The 20,172-nt window shown below is 69.3% G+C and carries 19 protein-coding genes; 15 read left to right on the top strand and 4 right to left on the bottom strand.

What is annotated here, in order from left to right; all coding sequences use genetic code 11:
- Positions 1 to 222 precede the first annotated feature (222 nt).
- From JHD63_RS00270 to cydX, 12 genes are all read left to right on the top strand, one after another.
- A complete protein-coding gene (locus JHD63_RS00270) occupies positions 223 to 1,095 on the top strand; it encodes a branched-chain amino acid ABC transporter permease (protein ID WP_198968653.1) in 873 nt (290 codons plus the stop codon).
- On the top strand, positions 1,095 to 2,075 hold the full coding sequence (locus tag JHD63_RS00275; RefSeq protein ID WP_198968654.1) for a branched-chain amino acid ABC transporter permease: 981 nt from the start codon (positions 1,095 to 1,097) through the stop codon (positions 2,073 to 2,075). The genes JHD63_RS00270 and JHD63_RS00275 overlap by 1 nt, the downstream gene beginning before the upstream one ends.
- Positions 2,072 to 2,857 (top strand): ABC transporter ATP-binding protein, encoded by a 786-nt coding sequence (locus JHD63_RS00280; protein WP_198968655.1) that lies wholly within the window; start codon positions 2,072 to 2,074, stop codon positions 2,855 to 2,857. The genes JHD63_RS00275 and JHD63_RS00280 overlap by 4 nt, the downstream gene beginning before the upstream one ends.
- Positions 2,850 to 3,554 (top strand): ABC transporter ATP-binding protein, encoded by a 705-nt coding sequence (locus JHD63_RS00285; protein ID WP_198968656.1) that lies wholly within the window; start codon positions 2,850 to 2,852, stop codon positions 3,552 to 3,554. The genes JHD63_RS00280 and JHD63_RS00285 overlap by 8 nt, the downstream gene beginning before the upstream one ends.
- Positions 3,555 to 3,570: 16 nt before the next feature.
- Positions 3,571 to 3,894: a c-type cytochrome gene (locus JHD63_RS00290; protein WP_370590354.1), complete on the top strand. Its 324-nt coding sequence runs from the start codon at positions 3,571 to 3,573 to the stop codon at positions 3,892 to 3,894.
- Between the two features lie 290 nt (positions 3,895 to 4,184).
- On the top strand, positions 4,185 to 4,400 hold the full coding sequence (locus JHD63_RS00295) for a SlyX family protein (RefSeq protein ID WP_198968658.1): 216 nt from the start codon (positions 4,185 to 4,187) through the stop codon (positions 4,398 to 4,400).
- A gap of 81 nt (positions 4,401 to 4,481) precedes the next feature.
- Positions 4,482 to 5,702 (top strand): CaiB/BaiF CoA transferase family protein, encoded by a 1,221-nt coding sequence (locus tag JHD63_RS00300; protein ID WP_198968659.1) that lies wholly within the window; start codon positions 4,482 to 4,484, stop codon positions 5,700 to 5,702.
- Between the two features lie 428 nt (positions 5,703 to 6,130).
- Entirely contained in the window at positions 6,131 to 7,828 is a 1,698-nt protein-coding gene (gene cydD, locus JHD63_RS00305) for a thiol reductant ABC exporter subunit CydD (protein WP_198968660.1), read from the top strand.
- The gene (locus JHD63_RS00310; protein ID WP_198968661.1) at positions 7,825 to 9,534 is read left to right on the top strand and encodes an amino acid ABC transporter ATP-binding/permease protein; all 1,710 of its coding nucleotides are present in this window, start codon (positions 7,825 to 7,827) and stop codon (positions 9,532 to 9,534) included. Before cydD ends, JHD63_RS00310 begins: the two co-directional genes overlap by 4 nt.
- 42 nt (positions 9,535 to 9,576) lie before the next feature.
- Positions 9,577 to 11,196 (top strand): cytochrome ubiquinol oxidase subunit I, encoded by a 1,620-nt coding sequence (locus JHD63_RS00315; protein WP_198968662.1) that lies wholly within the window; start codon positions 9,577 to 9,579, stop codon positions 11,194 to 11,196.
- On the top strand, positions 11,193 to 12,347 hold the full coding sequence (gene cydB, locus JHD63_RS00320) for a cytochrome d ubiquinol oxidase subunit II (protein ID WP_198968663.1): 1,155 nt from the start codon (positions 11,193 to 11,195) through the stop codon (positions 12,345 to 12,347). The genes JHD63_RS00315 and cydB overlap by 4 nt, the downstream gene beginning before the upstream one ends.
- Before the next feature lie 18 nt (positions 12,348 to 12,365).
- On the top strand, positions 12,366 to 12,515 hold the full coding sequence (gene cydX, locus JHD63_RS00325) for a cytochrome bd-I oxidase subunit CydX (RefSeq protein WP_081267010.1): 150 nt from the start codon (positions 12,366 to 12,368) through the stop codon (positions 12,513 to 12,515).
- 54 nt (positions 12,516 to 12,569) lie between these two features.
- On the opposite strand, the gene JHD63_RS00330 is transcribed toward cydX, so the two are convergent.
- The 4 genes from JHD63_RS00330 to JHD63_RS00345 form a co-directional block, all read right to left on the bottom strand.
- Positions 12,570 to 13,154 carry a GbsR/MarR family transcriptional regulator gene (locus tag JHD63_RS00330; RefSeq protein WP_198968664.1) on the bottom strand — a complete coding sequence of 195 codons (585 nt, stop codon included), beginning with the start codon at positions 13,152 to 13,154 and terminating at the stop codon, positions 12,570 to 12,572.
- A 73-nt stretch (positions 13,155 to 13,227) separates the two neighbouring features.
- Positions 13,228 to 14,172, bottom strand: coding sequence for a magnesium transporter CorA family protein (locus JHD63_RS00335; RefSeq protein WP_198968665.1), 945 nt, complete (start codon positions 14,170 to 14,172; stop codon positions 13,228 to 13,230).
- Positions 14,169 to 15,293, bottom strand: a complete 1,125-nt coding sequence (locus JHD63_RS00340; RefSeq protein ID WP_198968666.1) for a peptidase C39 family protein — start codon at positions 15,291 to 15,293, stop codon at positions 14,169 to 14,171. Before JHD63_RS00340 ends, JHD63_RS00335 begins: the two co-directional genes overlap by 4 nt.
- Positions 15,294 to 15,309: 16 nt before the next feature.
- A complete protein-coding gene (locus JHD63_RS00345) occupies positions 15,310 to 16,956 on the bottom strand; it encodes a RimK family protein (RefSeq protein ID WP_198968667.1) in 1,647 nt (548 codons plus the stop codon).
- Between the two features lie 355 nt (positions 16,957 to 17,311).
- Between JHD63_RS00345 and JHD63_RS00350 the strand changes: the two genes are divergently transcribed.
- The 3 genes from JHD63_RS00350 to JHD63_RS00360 all read left to right on the top strand — a co-directional run bounded on the left by JHD63_RS00350 (position 17,312) and on the right by JHD63_RS00360 (position 20,097).
- Positions 17,312 to 17,728, top strand: coding sequence for a GNAT family N-acetyltransferase (locus JHD63_RS00350; protein WP_198968668.1), 417 nt, complete (start codon positions 17,312 to 17,314; stop codon positions 17,726 to 17,728).
- 100 nt (positions 17,729 to 17,828) lie between these two features.
- Entirely contained in the window at positions 17,829 to 18,770 is a 942-nt protein-coding gene (gene ylqF, locus JHD63_RS00355) for a ribosome biogenesis GTPase YlqF (protein ID WP_198968669.1), read from the top strand.
- Positions 18,771 to 18,774: 4 nt separating this feature from the next.
- Positions 18,775 to 20,097 (top strand): chloride channel protein, encoded by a 1,323-nt coding sequence (locus JHD63_RS00360; RefSeq protein ID WP_198968670.1) that lies wholly within the window; start codon positions 18,775 to 18,777, stop codon positions 20,095 to 20,097.
- Positions 20,098 to 20,172 lie beyond the last annotated feature (75 nt).

Below are 20,172 nucleotides of genomic sequence, written 5' to 3' on the forward strand. Positions count from 1 at the left end.
GCGTGTCGCGCATCCCTGCTGTGGGCGGTCTGCGGCGTTGCAAATCCTCGCCATAGCTGCGGCTATGGCTGCGGTTTGCGCCTTGCATCCCATCCCACACCAGGGCGCGCGCCACCACGCGGACTTATTCAGCGTTACCTTAAGCGCCGCCGTACCATGCCGAATTCCGGTTGCGCCCTTGGGCCCATGGTGGGCAAGGGCGCTTGTTTTTCCGTCAGCACCATGCTCACCATACTTTTCGACGGCATCGCCTACGGCATGCTGCTGTTCGTGCTTGCGGTCGGGCTGGCTGTGACGCTGGGGCTGATGAACTTCATCAACCTGGCGCATGGCGCCTTTGCCATGGCGGGGGGCTACATCACGGTGCTGGCCATGCAGCGCCTGGGCGTGCCCTTCCTGGCCTGCCTGCCGCTGGCCTTCGTGCTGACGGCGGCCTTGGGCGCCCTGCTGGAGTGCACGCTGTACCGGCCCATGTACAAGAAGCCGCACCTGGACCAGGTGATGTTCTCCATCGGGCTGGCCTTCATGGCCGTGGCGGCGGTGGACTACTTCGTCGGCGGCTCGCAGCAGAACGTGCAGATACCGCAGTGGCTGCGCGGGCGCACCGAGATCGGCGAGGGCGCGCTGCTGCTGGGCATGGGCCACTACCGGCTGTTCATCATCGCCATCTGTGCGGTGCTGACCGTGGTGCTGCAACTGCTGCTGTCCAGGACCCGCTTCGGCAGCCGCCTGCGCGCCGCGGTGGACGACCCGCGCGTGGCCGCGGGCCTGGGCATCAACGTCAACGTGGTGTTCCTGCTGACCTTCGCCATGGGCTCGGGCCTGGCCGGCCTGGGCGGCGCGCTGGGCGCCGAGATCCTGGGGCTGGACCCGACCTTCCCTCTCAAGTACATGATCTACTTCCTGATCGTGGTGGCCGTGGGCGGCACCTCTTCCATCACCGGCCCGCTGGCAGCCGCGCTGCTGCTGGGCATTGCCGACGTGGCCGGCAAATACTACATCCCGAAGATGGGGGCCTTCACGGTCTACCTGCTGATGATCCTGATCCTGCTCTGGCGCCCGCAAGGCCTGTTCACCCGTGGGGGCCGCCGCTGATGGACGCGCCACGCTACCTGGCGGCATTGCGTGCCGGTTCGCGCCCTCGCGCGTGGGAATTCGTGTTGTGGGCGCTGGCCTTTGCCGCGCCGCTGCTGGTGCCGCAGCATGCGCTGATGGTGAACGAGATCGCCATCGTCGCGCTGTTCGCGGTGTCGCTGGACCTGATCCTGGGCTACACCGGCATCGTCTCGCTGGGCCATGCGGGCTTCTTCGGCTTTGGCGCTTACGTCGCGGCGCTGTTCGCCAAGCACGTCATGCCCGACCCCACCGTGGGCCTGCTGGTGGCCATGGCCGCGACGGCGCTGCTGGGCGCGGTGGCCAGCCTCACCATCCTGCGCGGCAGCGACCTGACCCGGCTCATGGTCACGCTGGGCACGGCGCTGCTGCTGCTGGAACTCGCCAACAAGCTCGACTGGCTCACCGGCGGCGCCGACGGCCTGCAGGGCGTGGTGCTGGGCCCGGTGCTGGGCCTGTTCGACTTCGACCTGTACGGCCGCACGGCGGCCTGGTATTCGCTCAGCGTGTTCCTGCTGCTATTCGTGCTGATGCGCCGCATCGTGCATTCGCCCTTCGGCGCCACGCTGATGGCGATCCGCGACAACCGCCTGCGCGCCTCGGCCATCGGCATCCCCGTGGTGTCGCGGCTGGCCGTGGTCTACACCGTGGCGGCGGCCATCGCGGGCGCCGCCGGCGCGCTGCTGTCGCAGACCACGGGCTTTGCCTCGCTCGACGTGCTGGCCTTCGACCGCTCGGCCGACGTGCTGCTGATGCTGGTCATCGGCGGCATCGGCTGGCTCTATGGCGGCATTGCCGGCGCCATCGTGTTCAAGGTGCTGCAGGACAGCCTATCGTCCATCACGCCCCAGTACTGGATGTTCTGGATCGGCCTGATCCTGGTGCTGCTGGTGCTGGTCGGCCGCGACCGCCTGCTGCGGCCGCAGACCTGGTTCCGCGGAGCGAAGGGGACCAAGGCATGAGCGCGGTACTTTCGGCCAAGGGCCTGGTGATGCGCTTTGGCGGCATCGTCGCCACCAACGACGTCAGCCTGGACTTGGAGCACGGCGCGCGCCATGCGCTGATCGGCCCCAACGGCGCGGGCAAGACCACGCTGATCAATATCCTGACCGGCGTGCTGCGGCCCAGCGAAGGTCGCATTCTGCTGGAGGGCGAGGACGTCACCGCCCTTGCGCCGCACCAGCGCGTGCAGCGCGGCATGGTGCGCACCTTCCAGATCAACCAGTTGTTCGACAGCATGACGCCGCTGCAGACGCTGGCCCTGGTGGTGGGGCAGCGGCGCGGCCTGGGCGGCAGGTGGTGGCAGCCGGTCGGCAGCGACGCCGGCGTGGCCGCCCGCGCCGGCGAACTGCTGGAGCAGTTCCGCCTGGCCGAGGTGGCAACGCAGCCCACGCGCCACCTGGCCTATGGCAAGCGCCGCCTGCTGGAAATCGCCATCGCCCTGGCCTGCGAGCCGCGCGTGCTGCTGCTGGACGAGCCGGTGGCGGGCGTGCCGGCCGGCGAGCGCGAGGAGCTGCTGCAGACCGTCGCCGCGCTGCCGGCCGATGTCTCGGTGCTGCTGATCGAGCACGACATGGACCTGGTCTTCAGCTTCGCCAGGCGCATGACGGTGCTGGTCAATGGCACGCTCCTCACCGAGGGCAGCCCCGAGCAGATCGCCGCCGACCCGCGCGTGAAGGAGGTCTATCTCGGCCACGGCAGCGCGCATGCAGCGCCCCACGGAACGGAACTCCAGCATGGCTGAACTGCTACGGGTAGAGAGGCTGCGCGCCGGCTACGGCGAGGCGGTGGTGATCGACGGCGTGTCGCTCGGCCTGGGCGCGGGCGAAACCCTGGCGCTGCTGGGCCGCAACGGCACCGGCAAGACCACCTTGATCAACACCCTGGCCGGCGCCACCCGGCAGCACGGCGGCAGCATCATGCTCAACGGCGCGGCCCTGCACACGCTGGCACCGCACCAGCGCGCCGCCGCCGGCATCGGCTGGGTGCCGCAGGAGCGCAACATCTTCAAGTCGCTCACGGTGCACGAGAACCTGAGCGCCGTCGCGCGCCCCGGCAAGTGGACGCCGGAGGGCGTCTACCGCATGTTCCCGCGCCTGGCCGAGCGCAGGGGCAACCTGGGCAACCAGTTGTCGGGCGGCGAGCAGCAGATGCTGGCGGTCGGCCGCGCGCTGGTGCTCAACCCGCAACTGCTGCTGCTGGACGAGCCGCTGGAGGGCCTGGCGCCGATCCTCGTGGAGGAGCTGCTGCGCGCCATCCGCCGCATCACCCGCGAGGAGCGCCTGGCGGCCATCATCGTGGAGCAGCATCCCCAGGCGATCCTGGCCATCTCCGACCGGGCCGTGGTGCTCGACCATGGCACGGTGGTGCATGCGGGCACGGCGCGGCAGTTGCGCGATGCGCCCGAACTGCTCGAACGCCTGCTCGGCGTGTCGCGCTGAGGCCGGGGCATCGGGGGTGCCGCGGATCGTTGCGCTGTCGCTGCTGCTTGCGCTGGCGGCCGCACCGGTCGCGGCGCAGGAGCCGGCACCGGCGCTGGCGCGCAAGAACGGCTGCATGGCCTGCCACGGCATGGTGCACAAGCAGGTCGGACCGGGCTTCGCGCAGGTCGCGGAGCGCTACCGCCATGACCCGGCCGCGCCGGCACGGCTCGCCGCGAAGATCCGCAGCGGCAGCGTGGGCACCTGGGGCCGGGTCATCATGCCGCGCCAGTCCCATGTGAGCGAGGCCGACGCGAAGCTGCTGGCGCAGTGGGTGCTGTCGCAGCCGCCGGTGCCGTGAATCCGGCGCTTTGGGATCGATTTTTGAGGAAAAGTGGATGTAGCCCAGGTTCCATCTAGGCTGTGTGCTATATATTTCATAGCTAACGTGGCCTGCGGCGATTCCCGGAAAACCGGGCCATGCTTCGCGAACTGGCGCACGTGGGGCCAGCGCTCCGCGTCGCCCCCGCTCAGCGCATCGGGGGGAGTGCGTCTGCACCTGCAGCGCTCCGTAGCAGGGCGCGCCCCGCACTCTACCCGCTGGCGACGGCACCGGTTCCGGCGGCGCGCGAAATCCGGTCCAATATGCCGATGGATTCCACCCGCACCACCGACCAGCGCCTGACCGATCTCGAGGTCAAGGCCAGCTTCACCGAAGACCTGCTGGACCAGCTCAACCTCACCATCTACCAGCAACAGCAGCAGATCGACCGTCTCGTGCGGCAGGTGGGCCAACTGCGTCAGCAGATGCCCGAAGGTGGCGGCGCCGCGCGCAACCTGCGCGACGAGCTGCCGCCGCACTATTGACGCCCGCGCGGCTCGCCTGGCGTGCAACGGCCGGAAGTTCCGGCACCCCAGACTGAACCCGACCGAACCTGCCATCCCCGCATGACCCCCACCGACACCGTTCCTACCGACACTCCCCGCCGCCTGCCGCTGCAAGGCATCCGCGTCGTCGAATTCACCCACATGGTCATGGGACCGACCTGCGGCATGGTGCTGGCCGACATGGGCGCGGAGGTGATCAAGGTCGAACCGATCGAGGGCGACCGCACCCGCCATCTGCTGGGGGCGGGTGCGGGCTTCTTCCCCATGTTCAACCGCAACAAGAAGAGCATCGCCCTGGACCTGCGCACGCCCGGCGGGCTGGAGGTGGCGCACAGGCTCTGCGGCAGCGCAGACGTGGTGACCGAGAACTTCAAGCCCGGCACCATGGCCAAGTACGGGCTGGACTACGCCGCGCTGAGCCGGGTCCACCCGCGCGTGGTCTACGTCAGCCACAAGGGCTTCCTGCCCGGCCCCTACGAGCACCGCACCGCGCTGGACGAAGTCGTGCAGATGATGGGCGGCCTGGCCTACATGACCGGCCGCCCGGGCGACCCGCTGCGCGCGGGCAGCAGCGTCAACGACATCATGGGCGGCATGTTCGGCGCCATCGGTGCCCTGGGCGCGCTGATGCAGCGCATGGGTACGGGCGTGGGGCAGGAGGTGCAGTCCGCGCTGTTCGAGAACAACGTGTTCCTGGTCGGCCAGCACATGCTGCAGTACGCCATCACCGGCCAGGCCGCCGCGCCCATGCCCGAGCGCATCTCGGCCTGGGCCGTGTACGACGTGTTCACGGTGAAGGACGGCGGCCAGATATTCCTGGCCGCGGTCAGCGACGCGCAATGGGCCATCTTCTGCGACGCCTTCGGCTTTGCCGACCTCAAGGCCGACCCGGCGCTGGCCACCAACAACCTGCGGGTGCAGGCGCGTGCCACCATGATGCCCATGCTGCGGGCGCGGCTGGCTGCGTTCACGGTGCAGGAACTGTCGGACATCTTCGAGGCGCGCGGCCTGCCGTTCGCGCCCATCGCCAAGCCCGAAGAGCTGTTCGACGACCCGCACCTGCAGGCCACCGGCGGCCTGGCCGACATCCGGCTGCCCGACGGCGCGCGCGCGGGGGAAACGGCCCAGGCCGCGCTGCTGCCCTTCAACATGGCCGGGCAGCGCCTGGGCGTGCGCCTGCAGCCCCCCACGCTGGGCGAGCACACGCACGAACTGCTCGCAGGGCTGGGCTATGGCGCCGCAGCCATCGCCGCGCTGCGGGAGGGCGGGGCTGTGGGGTGAGACGGGGCCACCCCCAGGCTACGCGCTTCGCGTCTTCGCCTTCCCCCTCAAGGGGACATATCCTGCGGCCCGGCAAAGCCGGTTCCGCGGATGTCTGCGCATGGCCTGCTCCGCGGCCTTTCGTTCCTTTGTGTTTCGCGCGCTGCGGGTGGCAAGTCAGCGCAGTGAATAGCTGAAATGAAACACCCCCAGGCTACGCGCTTCGCGTCTTCGCCTTCCCCCTCAAGGGGACACATCCTGCGGCCCGGCAAAGCCGGTTCCGCGGATGTCCGCGCAGGCCAGGCCTGCTCCGCGGTCTTTCGTTGCCTTGGGCTTCCTGTGCTGCGGGCGGCGCGTGCGCGCCACGGACAACCGGCATGGCAACCCGGGCATCTCGGCTTTGGTATGATTGTTCAAATTTCAGTAATTACTGAAAATACGTAAGAGTAATGAACAAGCCACCACCCCGGTCGCCGTTCCATGCCTTCACGTCGCCCGACGTGGGTGGGGTGGTGCAGGGCGCTGCCGCCTTGTTCTGGCTGCCGCAGGCCGCGTTGCTCGGGCTGGCGGTCCAGGGGCTGGCGTCGGGGCAGGGCTTCGCGGCGGTGCTGTGGCCGGCTGCCGCCATCCTGGTGCTGGGCCTGCTGCGTGCGGGCTGCGAGGCCTGGGGCGCGCGCCGCACCTTTGTTCGCGCGCGTGCGCAACTCAGTGCCCTGCGCGCGCAGGCGGTGCAGTCGTTGGCCGCCGGTTCCCCCCTCGACCGCAGCCGCGCGCACTCGGGCGAGGCCGCCAGCATGCTCGCCGAGCAGGCCGAGGCGCTGGTGCCCTACCTGGTGCGCTACCAGCCGGCGCGCTGGCGCGCGATGGTGGTGCCGCTGGTCATCCTCTGCGCGGTGGCCGCCTTCTCCTGGGTTGCCGCGCTGGTGCTGCTGATCGCGGCGCCCCTGATTCCGATCTTCATGGCCGTCGTCGGCTGGCGCGCCAAGGCCGCGAGCGAGGCGCAGATGGTGGAGATGGGCGGCATGAACGCCTTCCTGCTCGACCGGCTGCGCGGCCTGGCAACGCTGCGCGCGCTCGGCGCGGTGGACGCCACGGCGCAGCGCCTGGGCGACGCCGCGCAGTCGCTGCGCCGGCGGACCATGGCGGTGCTGCGCATCGCATTTCTCTCGTCGGCGGTGTTGGAGCTGTTCTCGGCGCTGGGCGTCGCGATGGTGGCGGCCTACGTCGGCTTCCATCTGCTGGGCACGCTGGGCTTCGGCACCTGGGGGCGTCAACTCAGCCTGGGCGAGGGGCTCTTCGTGCTGCTGCTGGCGCCGGCCTTCTTCGAGCCGCTGCGCGAACTCTCGGCCGTGTGGCACGACCGGGCGGCGGGTGAAGCCGCCAGGGAGTCGCTCGATCGGCTGCAGCGCCACAGCTTGCCGCTGCCGGGCGCGAACGCCGTGCTCACGCGCGCGCCAGTGGGCGGGAAGGGCGCTGCGCTGGCGCTGCACCAGCTGCATTTTTCCTGGCCCGGCAAGCCGGCAGGGGCGCAAGAAGGGCAGCAGGTTTTCGACGGCTTCGAGCTTCGCGTCGCCGCTGGCGAGCACGTCGCGCTGAGCGGCCCGAGCGGCTGCGGCAAGACGGTGCTGCTGTCGCTAATCGCCGGGCTGATTCCGGCCAGCCGCGGCGACATCGTGATCGGCGGCGTGACGCTCGGCGAGCACACCGCAGCCGGCCTGCGCCAGCGCATGGCCTGGATGGGGCAGGCGCCGCATGTCTTCGCCGGTTCGGTGCAGGCCAACGTGGCGCTGGGCCGCGCAGGCGTGGAGGCGCCTCAGGTCACGGCTGCGATGCGCCTGGCCGCGCTCGAACCGGTGGCGCAGGCACACCCGGGCGCGGCGCTGGGCGAGGGCGGCAGCGGCCTGTCGGGTGGCGAGGCGGTGCGGCTCGCGCTCGCGCGCATCGCGGTGCATGCGCAGGCCGATCTGCTGCTGGTCGACGAGCCGACCGCGCACCTGGACACCGAGACCGCCGAGCGCGTGGCCGACGCGCTGGTCACGCTGGCGCGCGGCAAGACCCTGATCGTCGCCACGCACGACCCGGTGCTCGCCGCGCGCATGCACCGCACGGTGCACCTCGGCAAGGAAACGATGGAGCAGGCCGCATGAAGGGCGCCTCGTCTTCGTCCTCCAACTGGCGCGATCTGCGCCTGGTGCTGCGCCCTTTCCTCGCAGCGCAGCCGCGTCCGTTGCTGCTGGGCTGCCTGCTCGCGGCCGTCACCGTGCTCGCCGCAATGGCACTGCTGGGCCTGTCGGGCTGGTTCATCACCGCGACCGCCCTGGCCGGCCTGCATGCGGCTACCGCGTTCACCTTCGACGTGTTCATGCCCTCGGCCGGCATCCGCCTGCTGGCGCTCGGGCGCACCGCGTCGCGCTACGGCGAGCGCCTCGTGACGCACGATGCGACCTTCGCCGTGCTCGCGACGCTGCGGGTGCGGCTGTTCCGTGGCTGGGCCCAGGCCGGCGCCGCGCGCGCGCTGCTCATGCGTCCGGCCCGCCTGTTGTTTCGCCTGACCTCGGACATCGACGCGCTCGAGTCGCTCTACCTGCGCCTGTTCGTGCCGGCCGCCGCGGCGCTGGGGGCCGCCCTGCTGGCCGGCGCGGTGCTCGGCTTCATGCACGCTGGCATGGGCCTGGCGCTGGCACTGTGGCTGGCGCTGGTGGGCTGGGGCATCGCCTGTGTCGTGGCATGGCGCGCGCGCCAGCCGTCCTTGCGGCGCGCCCATGCCATCGAGTCCCTGCGCGCGCGCGCGGTCGACCTCGTGGCGGGCCAGGCCGACCTGGTGATGGCCGGCCGCATCGAGGCCCAGCGCGACGCGGTGATGCACGCCGACCAGCGCCTCGCCCAGGCCGACCTCGCGCTGAACCGGCTCGAAGCCGCCGCCGGCTTCGCCTATGGCAGCGCGAGTACCGTCACGCTGGTGGGCGTGCTGCTGGCCGTGGGCGCGCTGGTGGGCGAGGGCGCCATTGGCGCACCGGCGGCCACGCTGGCGCTGCTCGTGGCGTTCACCGCGACCGAGCCCTTCGCCGCCCTGCGCCGGGGCGCGCTCGATGCGGGCCGCACCTGGCTGGCCGTGCGCCGGCTTGCACCGCGCATGGCCGGAGCCGAAGGCGCCGCCCATGAGCGCCCGCACGACAACGCCTTCGCCGTGATCCTGCAGCGCGTCGGCTTTGCGCACGCCGGCAGCCGCACCGCGGTGTTCAGCGATCTCTCGCTGACCCTGGCGCCGGGCGAGCGCGTCGCCTTGGTCGGTGCCAGCGGCGCCGGCAAGTCGACCGTGCTCGCCGCCATCGCCGGCGAGATCGCGCCGCAGTCCGGCCGCGCCAGCGCGCAGCCCGCCTGCCTGCTCACCCAGCGCACCGAGCTGTTCCAGGACAGCCTGCGCGAGAATCTTCGGCTGGCCAACCCCGACGCCACCGACGCGCAGTTGCATGCCGCCCTGCAGGCCGCCGGCCTCGAGGCCGACGTGCGCGCCATGCCGGCGGGACTCGACACACGCCTGGGCGAGGGCGGCCTGGGTCTCTCGGGCGGACAATGCCGCCGGCTCGCGCTGGCCCGCCTGCTGTTGCGCCCCGTGCCGCTGTGGCTGCTCGACGAACCCACCGAAGCGCTCGACGCGGCCGTCGCGCACGACGTGCTGCGGCGCCTCGCGCAGCACGCCGGACCGCGCACGCTGCTGATCGCCACCCACCTGCGCCGCGAGGCCGCGCTGGCCGAGCGGCTCGTGTGCATGCGCCAGGGCCGCGTCGTGGCCGACCTGCGGCGCGGCAGCGAAGCGTTCGACACGGCGCTGCGCAGCCTGCGCCCCGACTGAGCTCAAAAGCCAAGAAAACAGGGAATACAAAGGAAAGCCACCATGGATCTCGACATCGTCGCGCTATCGCGCCTGCAGTTCGCCGTGACGGCGCTGTACCACTTCCTGTTCGTGCCGCTGACGCTCGGGCTTTCGATCATCATCGCCATCATGGAGACGGTCTACGTGATGACCGGGCGCGTGATCTGGCGCGACATGACGAAATTCTGGGGCGTGCTGTTCGGCATCAACTTCGCGATGGGGGTGGCCACCGGCATCGTGATGGAATTCCAGTTCGGCATGAACTGGAGCTACTACAGCCACTACGTCGGCGACATCTTCGGTGCGCCGCTGGCCATCGAAGGGCTCATGGCCTTCTTCATGGAGGCGACCTTCGTCGGGCTGTTCTTCTTCGGCTGGGACAAGCTCTCGAAGGTGGGCCACCTGACGGCCACCTGGGCCGTGGCCATCGGCTCCAACTTCTCGGCGCTGTGGATTCTCATCGCCAACGGCTGGATGCAGAACCCCGTGGGCGCGGCCTTCAACCCCCAGACCATGCGCATGGAGGTGACCGACTTCGCCGCGGTGCTGACCAACCCGGTGGCGCAGGCCAAGTTCGTGCACACCGTGTCGGCGGGGTATGTGTGCGCCGCCGTGTTCGTGCTGGGCGTGTCGGCCTGGTATGTGCTCAAGGGCCGTCATCTCGAACTGGCCAAGCGCTCGATGACCGTCGCGGCTTCGTTCGGCCTGGCTGCCGCGCTGTCGGTGGCGGTGCTCGGCGACGAGAGCGGCTACCTCTCCGGCGAACACCAGAAGATGAAGCTCGCCGCCATCGAGGCCATGTGGGAAACGCAACCGGCGCCCGCGGCCTTCACCGTCGTCGGCTTTCCCGACCAGGAGGCGCGCGAGACCCACTACGCCATCCACATCCCCGCGGTCATGGGGCTGATCGGCACGCGCTCGCTCGACACGGTGATGCCCGGCATCGACGAACTCGTCAAGCGCGCCGAGGCCCGCATCCGTGAAGGCATCAAGGCCTACGACGCTCTGCAGAAGATCCGCGAGGCCGGCGGAACGGCCAAGGTGACGCAGGGCGTGCGCACCGAATTCGAGGACAACGGCATCAACATGGGCTACGCGCTGCTGCTCAAGCGCTACGTGGAGGATCCGCGCAAGGCCACCGACGAGCAGATCGCCAAGGCCGCATGGGACACCGTGCCGCAGGTGGCGCCGCTGTTCTGGCTGTTCCGCGTGATGGTGGGAATCGGCGTGCTGCTGATCGTGCTGACCGCGACCTTCTTCGTGTTGTCGGCGCGCCGCAAGCTCGACAGCTACCGCTGGCTGCTGAAGATCGCGGTGTTCGCGATTCCGCTGCCGTGGATCGCCATCGAGTCGGGCTGGCTGGTGGCGGAGTTCGGCCGCCAGCCGTGGGTGATCGAAGGCGTGCTGCCGACCGCGGTGGCCGTGTCCAACCTGGGCGTGAAGACGCTGCTGCTCACGCTGGCGGGCTTCATCGCGATCTACACCACGCTGCTCATCATCGAGATGAAGCTGATGCTCAAGGCCATCCGCAAGGGGCCTCAAGCCGAGCATGCGCCCGACGAGGGCGACACGCTCTCGCACATTCCACCGGCCCACGCGGGCGCGGCCATTCCTTCGCCTTCCACCGGGAGCGCAGCATGACCCTCCACACACTCCTCGACTACGACACCCTGCGCTTCATCTGGTGGCTGCTGATCGGCGTGCTGCTGGTGGGCTTCGCCGTGACCGACGGCTTCGACCTGGGCAGTGGCATGCTGCTGCCTTTTGCGGCGCGCAACGACATCGAGCGCCGCGTCGTCATCAACAGCGTGGGGCCGGTGTGGGAAGGCAACCAGGTGTGGCTGATCCTGGGCGGCGGCGCGGTCTTCGCGGCGTGGCCGCAGCTGTACGCGGTGTCGTTCTCGGGCTTCTACCTGGCGATGTTCGTGATTCTCACGGCGCTGATCCTGCGGCCGGTGGCTTTCAAGTTCCGCAGCAAGCGCGAGTCGCCGCAATGGCGCGCGCGCTGGGACTGGGTGCTGTTCTTCAGCGGCTTCGTGCCCGCGCTGATCTGCGGCGTGGCCGTGGGCAACGTGCTGCAGGGCGTGCCGTTCCGCTTCAACGCCGACATGCACATCTTCTACGACGGCGGCTTCTTCGGCCTGCTCAATCCGTTCGCGGTGCTGTGCGGGCTGGTGTCGGTGGCCATGCTGGTGATGCACGGCGCGGCGTGGCTGCTGCTCAAGACCGCCGGCCCGGTCGCCGAGCGTGCACGCACCTGCGGCATGGTCGCCGCGGTGCTCACCATCGTGCTGTATGCGCTGGCCGGCGTTCTGCTGGGCGCGAGCATCGGCGGCTACCGCATCAGCAGCGTGATCGACACGGTGGGGCCGTCCAACCCGATGCTCAAGACCGTCGAACTGCACGCCGGCGCATGGACCGCCAACTACGCGGCGCACCCCTGGACGCTGGCGGCCCCGGTGGCCGGCTTCGTCGGCGCCCTGGGCGCGCTGCTGGGCCTCGCGCTGCGCCGCCCGGTGCTCGCGCTGACGACGGCGGCGCTGGGCATCGCCGGCATCATCCTGAGCGTGGGGGCGTCGATGTTCCCGTTCATCCTGCCCTCGTCGATCGACCCGCGCGCCAGCCTCACGGTGTGGGATTCGTCGTCGAGCCATCTCACGCTGTTCATCATGCTGGTGGTCACGGCGTTCTTCATTCCCATCATCGTGGCCTACACCAGTTGGGTCTATCACGTGCTCTGGGGCAAGGTCGACGAACAAGCCATCCGCGACGAGAGCGGACACGCCTACTGAACGAACGGAGGAAAAAAGATGTGGTACTTCGCCTGGATCCTCGGCCTGCCGCTGGCAGCCGCATTCGCCGTGCTCAACGCCATGTGGTACGAACTCATGGACGACGACGCCGTGCGCAAGGCCAAGCTCGAAACGCCTGAGTCGTCGCAGGGGCAGGAGCGTTTGTAAGCCCTCAGGGCGGCGCGAGCCGCTCTTTCCCCGGGTTCCCGCGTGCCGGCAGCGTCAGTCGGCCGCGGGGCTTTTCTTTTTCGACGCGCCGCCGGTGATCCGGTCCTTGAGCGTCAGCACCTTGGTCACGGTCGCGCCCATGCCCATGAGCTGCATGGCGGTCTCGGGCGCGAGCCGCTGCACGTCGTCGAACCATTTCATGAGCCGGTCGATCAGGTCGTGCATCTCGCGCATGCGCGCCTGGGCGTGGCGCTCGGCGTCGTTCGTCGGCGACTCGAGCAGGGCGTTGCGCAGCATCGACAGCGTGGGTTCGATCTCGCGCCGCCGCCGCTCCTCGGCCAGCACCCGGAAGATTTCCCATACGTCCGCCGGCGCCTCGAAGTATTCGCGCCGGTCGCCCGCGCGATGCCGCAGGTGCACGAGGCGCCACGCCTGCAGTTCCTTCAGGCCCATGCTGACGTTCGAGCGCGAGAACTCGAGCAGCTCGGCGATCTCGTCGGCGTTGAGCGCGCGCTCTGACAGAAACAGCAGCGCATAGATCTGCCCGACGGTGCGGTTGATGCCCCACTTGCTGCCCATTTCGCCGAAGTGGGCGACAAACTGGCGGTTCAGCGGAGGGAGTTCGGTGGAGGACGCCATGCGCGGATTGTCGCGCGGATCGCTGTACTTACGGAAATTTCTGAAAATTCGATGCAGCCAGCGGCGCCGCGCGCTACCGGCGCGCCTGCCGCTTCTCCAGCACACGGATCAGCGCATGCCACATGCCCCAGCCGAGCGCCAGCATGCCGATGGCGAACAGGGCATAGGAGATGCGCCAGTCGATGCCCTGGGTCATCATGCTGAATTCGGACATGCCGCCGATGCCCGCGATCAGGTTGAGCGGCAGGAAGACGATGTTGATCAGCGTCAGCTTCTTGAGCAGGATGCTCACGTTGTTGCCGATGACCGTGCCGCGCGCATCCATCAGGCCGGACACCACCTCGCTGTGGATGCGGGCCTGGCGCGCGCACTGCTGGTTGTCCATGGCCACGTCGTTCAGCAGTTCGATCTGCGCCAGCGTGAAGTCCAGCCGGTCGAGGTGGGCCTGCAGCTTGGCCAGCACGGCGCTGTTGGCCTCGATGGCGTCGATGTAGTAGATCAGGCTCTCGCCCAGCGCCAGCATCTGCAGCAGGTACTGGTTTTCCGTCGAACTGGTGATCTTGTCGCCCAGTTCGGCCGTGATCTGCTTGATCGCCTTGAGGTGGCCCAGGTAGTGCTGCACGGTCTGGTCCAGCAGGTGCAGGAAGACGTCGCTTCCGCTGCCGCAGCCCTGGCAGTTCTGCGCCGCCAGCACGGGAACGCTGCCGTCGGTCACCACCCCCAGGCGGCCCTGGCGCAGGAACAGGCCCATGGAGCCGACGTCGAAGCGCAACTGCGCGGCGACGGAGACGTTCTGCGGCTGCTTCCAGATGATCGACAGGCAACCGGGCGCGAAATCGACGCGCGCCAGTTCGTCGGCGTCCAGCGCGCCGGCCAGGTTGCGTGCATCGATGCCCAGTTGCGCGATGGCGGCCCGCTGCTCATCGGCGTGCGGCGCTTCGTAGAGCGAGACATCCGGGGTCTGGCCGGGTGCTGCAATGGCGGCACGGCCGTCGAGCAGTACGTAGTGGGTGTTCATGCCCGAGCGTCCTGCTTGTAGAGCACCACGGCCGCTGTCTGCCGGTGCCGGCCGTAGCGCGCGATGCGGCTGAACTCGTCCACGCTGATCGATATGCCTGGGTCGTCCTGCGCGGTGGTGGCGATCGGGTCGAGTATGCGGAACACCGCGCCGTCGAAGCCCGTCACCACCACCCAGTGCGGCCCTTTTTCGCCGTGCAGGCGCCAGAGGCTGATCAGCACGACCGGCACGCCGCCTTGCCGCAGGTGGCTCGCGATCCGCTCGGGCGAGACCGGCGCGCTGAACACCGGCGCGGCGGTGGCCTCCAGCTCGGCGCGGAAGTCCGCCTCCACCAGTTCGATGACCTCCTTCTTGCGCGGGTCGCGCACGCTGCCGATGAACAGGCGCGTGCCCGCTGGCGCGTAGACCTGGGCATGGAAGCCGCGCCGCACCGCCGCCATGGCCAGGCCGAAGGGGCCGCAGCCGCCGTGGCCCGCGGCCATGAAGACGGTGGTGGCCTCCCGCCACAGGCGGATCTCGGCGGTGCGGTCGATCCGGGTGCCCGGCTCCAGCGCCGCCATGGCCATCAGCAGTGCGCAGGGACCGCAACTGAAGTCCAGCGTCTGCGCGTAGTAGGGCGTGCGCAGGGCGGCCGACTGCGGCGCGGTGGCGATGTTCCACAGGGAGCGCTGCAGGCGCAGCGCATCCGCGCCATCTTCGTAGTAGTGGGCACGGCGCTCGAACTGCACGAAGCCGTGGTGCGCGAACAGGGCCTGGGCAGCGTGGTTGTCATGGCGCGTTTCCAGGCGCAGCACCGAGGCGCCGGTGGCGCGCGCGCGTTTGATCGCGGCCTCCAGCAGCGTGCGCGCCACGCCCCGGCCGCGGGCCGCGGCGGCCACCGCGATCGAATAGAGCCGGGCCACCGAGGTGCGCCTGCGGCACAGCAGCACCGAAGCTCCCGCGATGCGTCCGCCCAGGCGGGCGACCATGACCGTGGCCGAATCGCTGGCGATCAGCCGATGCCAGCTGCGCAGGGAAATCCGGTCGCCGGCGAAGGTTTCGTTCTCGAGCTGCGCCAGCGCGGCGGCATCCTGCGCCGTGGCTGCCCGCAGGCTCGGCGGGGTCGGGCGCGGCTGATCCATGGCCTGCCTCGCGCGCTCACGCTGCGCCGAACAGAGGGACCACGCCCTTGCTGGCGCTGTGGAGGGGCGTGCGGCCCGGCGCATGTGCGACGGCCTGCGCGGCGGGAGCGCCGATGCGCTGCGGCGGCGACCCACCCGCCCCAGGCCCGGGTGCGACCAGCTTGGCGGCGCCGGCGCCCTGCACCTTGGGCAGGTCGCGGCGGGATTCGAACCGCTCCAGCAGGGTCCTCAGGATCTTGCGGTAGACGTTGTCGCCTTCGCGCGCGTCCTCGACGCCGGCGTCGAGATTGGGGTTGTCGTTGATCTCGATGACGAAGGGCCGGCCCTCGTGGACCTTGATGTCCACGCCGTAGAACCCGTCGCCCACCAGGCTGGCCGAGCGGCAGGCGGCCCGCAGCACCGCGGGCGGCACCTCGTCCAGCAGGATCGCATCGACGTGCCCTTCGACGGACTGGCCGTCCGACGAATGCTGGATGATCTGCCAGTGGTCCCGGCACATGTGGTACCGCGCCGCGAAAAGGGGCCGGCCATCGAGGATGCCGATGCGCCAGTCGAACGGCGTGTACATGAATTCCTGTACCAGGATGACGTCGGACTCCTTGAGCATCTCCTGCGCGATCGCCTGCAACTGCTGCGCGTCCTCGGCCTTCTTGACGCTACGGCTGAACGCTCCGTCCGGCACCTTCAGCACCACGGGGAAGGCCAGTTCGGCGCCGAATCCCGCCATGCTCTGCCGGCTCAGCATGTGGGTCCTGGGGGTGGCCACGCCGTTTTCCTTGAGCAGCTCGGCCAGGAAGGCCTTGTTGGTGCAGCGCAGGATCGAGGTCGGGTCGTCGATCACCGGCATTCCCTCGGACTGGGCCATGCGGGCGAACTGGAAGGTGTGGTGCGAGACGGCCGTGGTTTCGCGGATGAACAGCGCGTCGAACTGGGTCAGGCGCGAGAGATCCTTCTTCTCGATCAATTCGACCGAGATGTCCATCGACTCCGCGATGTCGGCAATGTGCTGCAGCGTGTCCAGGCTGGAGGGCGGCAGCGGGTCTTTCGGGTCATGCAGGATGGCCAGGTCCATGCGGTAGGTGCGCGGCCGCGCCACGGGCTTCCACGCGCGGCGGGTGAATTTCGACAGGCCGCGCAGCAAGGCCGCGTCGCGTTCCGGGCCCACGTCCCTGGGCTCCAGCGGGTGCAGCGCCGATACCTGCCAGCCGTCGGAGGTCTCCAGGCGCTCCAGTTCGATTTCGAGCAGCGGACAACGGAATATCTCGAAGCTCCTGCGCGCCAGCGCCGCGAGCTGCGGATCTTCGATCTCGCCAAAGAACACGTGCAGGGTCAGGCTCTTGACCGACTTCGGCACTTCCTTCAGCGGCCCGACCAGCCGGTTGAGCGAAGGCAGGGACACCGCCTGCAGCTTCTTGCGCTGCAGATCGAGAATGGTCTCCACGCTGGGAGTCACCCGGTCTCCGCGCGCTTCGGCCAGCAGCGAGCAGTAATAACCAATACTCAGATAACTGTAGCTGCGGCAGAGGTTGATTACCTTCCCCGGTCTTTTGCGTATTCGGGAGCCGCCCGATATAAAGGCTTCGGCCGTGGTGATTTCGATGTCGGCGTCATTCCACCGGAAATCGGAAAGTTTCTCCACCACCACCAGATGATTTGAGTCCACGATTATTTCCTGCGTTTGGAAGTTTCAGTGGGCAAGAATATCCTGCGCCTGGCGCGGGCATCGAACCAGTCCATGGCCCGCTGTCCGCATTGGCAGAATGCCACGAAGCCCAGCACCACGATGAGAATGAAGCCTATGTCCTGAAAAATGGAGTCCACAGAGGTATTCGGCCGTTCTGAAGCCGCCACTGTAATCCTGCGCAAGACCGGCGATGTAAATTTCTCATAAATTCAGGCAGCCGCCCCGGCGGGAATGCTGGAAATTTACGAAGAATTTATGTCCAGGCGCATTTTGGATACGGAGAATTTGCGGGCCAGGCGCGAATATCCCCGGGCGGGGAGACCGCCCGAACCATATGAACGACGTCGAGATTTCCTTTGCCCCGAGCCCCCAGGACCTGCAGCAGCTCGCCGCGGCCGTCATCCGCCACGACCGCGCCTCCATCGGCGCCGGCAGCCCCCAGCCGCTGGCATGCTGGCTGCGGGAAGACGGCCGGCTGGTGGGCGGCGCATCCGGCCGCATGGAGCTGCGGCGGCTCTACGTGGAGTTCCTGTGGGTCGATGGCGAGCGCCGCGCTCAGGGCCTGGGTGGGCGACTGCTGCTCAACATCGAGCAGGCGGCGCGCGGCGTGGGCTGCACCGAGTGCCTGATCGAGTCGCTCTCCGGCGCCACCGCTGCCTTCTACCGGCGCGCCGGGTACCGCGACCATGCCTTCATCGAAGACTACATCCCGGGGCTTTCGCTCTACGTGCTGCTCAAGAACCTGGCCTGAGCGCGGAACGCTTTGCTATTGATTGAATAGCGGCATGCCTAGGTAGAATCTGGGCTTCGCCGGTATTTTCCGGAGTTTTCCCGCAGAAAGAACGCTTCGCATGGCCATCCAGTGGTTTCCCGGTCACATGCATGTGACCAAGAAGGCCATCACCGAGCGCGTGAAGGACATCGACGTGGTGATCGAGGTGCTGGACGCGCGCATGCCCGGCTCCAGCGCCAACCCGCTGCTGGCCGAGCTGACCGCAGGGCGCCCCGCGCTCAAGGTGCTCAACAAGCAGGACCTGGCCGACCCGGCGCGCACCGGGCAGTGGCTGGCCCACTACAACGCCGTGCCCGATACCCGCGCCATCGCGCTCGATGCCAGCCAGGCGGCGCCGGCGCGGCAGATCACCGCGGCCTGCCACGCGCTGGCGCCGCTGCGCGGCGGCATGGCCAAGCCGATGCGGGTGCTGATCTGCGGCGTGCCCAACGTCGGCAAATCGACCCTGATCAACACCCTGACCGGTGGGCGCAAGGCCAGGACCGGCGACGAGGCCGGCATCACCAGGCTGGAGCAGCGCATCGTGCTGGCCGACGACTTCTACCTGTGGGACACGCCGGGCATGCTGTGGCCGCGCATCGCCGTGGCGCAGAGCGGCTACAAGCTCGCCGCCGCCGGCGCGGTGGGGCGCAATGCCTACGACGAGGAAGAGGTGGCGCTCGAATTCCTGAACTACGTCAAGCAGCCCTACGCCGCCCTGCTGCAGGCGCGCTTCCGGCTACCGGGCGACGCGGCGCGGATCGCGGCGCTGAAGGACGAGGAGCTGCTGGAGGCCATCGGCCGCCAGCGCGGCGCACTGCAGGGCAAGGGCCGGGTCAGCCTGCAGAAGGCGGCGGAGATCGTGATCCAGGAATTCCGCAACGCCACGCTTGGCCGCATCACGCTGGAGGCGCCCGGGGAGTTCGCCGCCTGGCACGCCGAAGGCCAGCGCCTGGATGCCGAGCGCCTGGCAAGAAAGGCCGCGCGGGCCGAGCGCAACAAGAAGGAGCCGGCCGGCTGAGCCCATGCCCATACTGCCTGACACCGGTCAGCCGCGGCGTTTTCGCCTGTTCCGCCCGGCCGGGCGCACGCTGCGGCTGTGGCTGCTGGCGCTCGTGGTCGGCGCGCTGGCGGCGGCGGCCACGGTGCTGTTTCGCTGGCTCGCACGCGCGGTCGAATGGCTGGCCACCGGGCATACCGGCGGCCTGGTGGATGCGGCCCTCTCGCTGCCACCGTGGCAGCGGGTGCTAGTCGGCGCCGTGGGCGGCCTGCTGGCCGGCGCGGTGCTGGAACGCGGCCGTGCCTGGGCGCAGCGCGGCCCTGCAGGCGATGTGCACCTGGACTACATAGACGCGGCGCGCCATGGCCGGGTGGACCTGAACAACCGCACCACCCTCGTGCGCAGCGTGTCGGCGCTGCTGTCGGTGGGCACCGGCGCCTCCATCGGCCGCGAGGGGCCCATGGTGCAGCTGGCCGCCTGGTTCGCGGCCACGTTGGCGCGCCGGCTGCCGCTGTCGCCTGACGAGCGCAAGGCGCTGCTGGTGTGCGGCATTGCCGCGGGCATCGGCTCGGCTTACCACGCGCCGGTGGCGGGCGTGGTGTTCGTGTTGGAGCTGGCGATGGGCTTCTTCGTGCCCTATGCGGTGGCACCGGTGCTGATCGCCTCGGCCACCTCCAACGCGCTGATCCACTGGCTGGTCGAGCCGCAGCCCCTGTACGCCGTGCCGCAGCTGGACCTGCTGCCCACCAGCCTGGGCGCGGCGCTGGTGGCCGGCGTGGTGTTTGGCGGCACGGGCTGGGCGTTGCTGGTACTGCTGGAGCGGGTCCGCGCGGTGTTTGGCCGCATCGCCTCGCCGGTGGCGCGGCTGGGCCTGGGCGGCCTGCTGGTGGGGCTGCTGTCGGCGGCGGTGCCGCAGGTCTGGGGCAACGGCTACAGCGTGGTGTCGGGCGTGCTGCACGGGCAACTGCTGTGGCAGATGCTGGCGCTGGTGCTGGCGGCCAAGGTGCTGGCGACGGCGCTCAGCGCGGGCAGCGGCGCCATCGGTGGCGTCTTCACGCCCTCGCTGCTGGTGGGCGCGGCCTCGGGCAGCGTGCTGGCGCAGGTGGCGCTGCTCTGGCTGCCCGCGGCCTGGGTCGGCGACCCGCGCGTGCTGGCGGTGATCGGCATGTCGGCCGTGCTGGCGGCGGTCACGCACGCGCCGCTGATGGCCATCGTGATGGTGCTGGAGATGACCCACCAGTTCCAGCTCACCCTGCCGACGATGCTGGCCTGCGGCGTGGCCTATGCGGTGAGCACGCAGTTCGGCGCGCGGCCCTTGTATGGCAACCCGATCGAGGCGCACCGGTAGCGGCGGCACGGCTCCGGATATTGAAGAAAAGTGCCTGAAGCCCAGAATATATCTGGGCTGAATGCTATCTATTTA

The sequence above is a fragment of the Xylophilus sp. ASV27 genome, from assembly GCF_016428875.1.
In the GTDB taxonomy this organism is placed as follows: domain Bacteria; phylum Pseudomonadota; class Gammaproteobacteria; order Burkholderiales; family Burkholderiaceae_C; genus Xylophilus.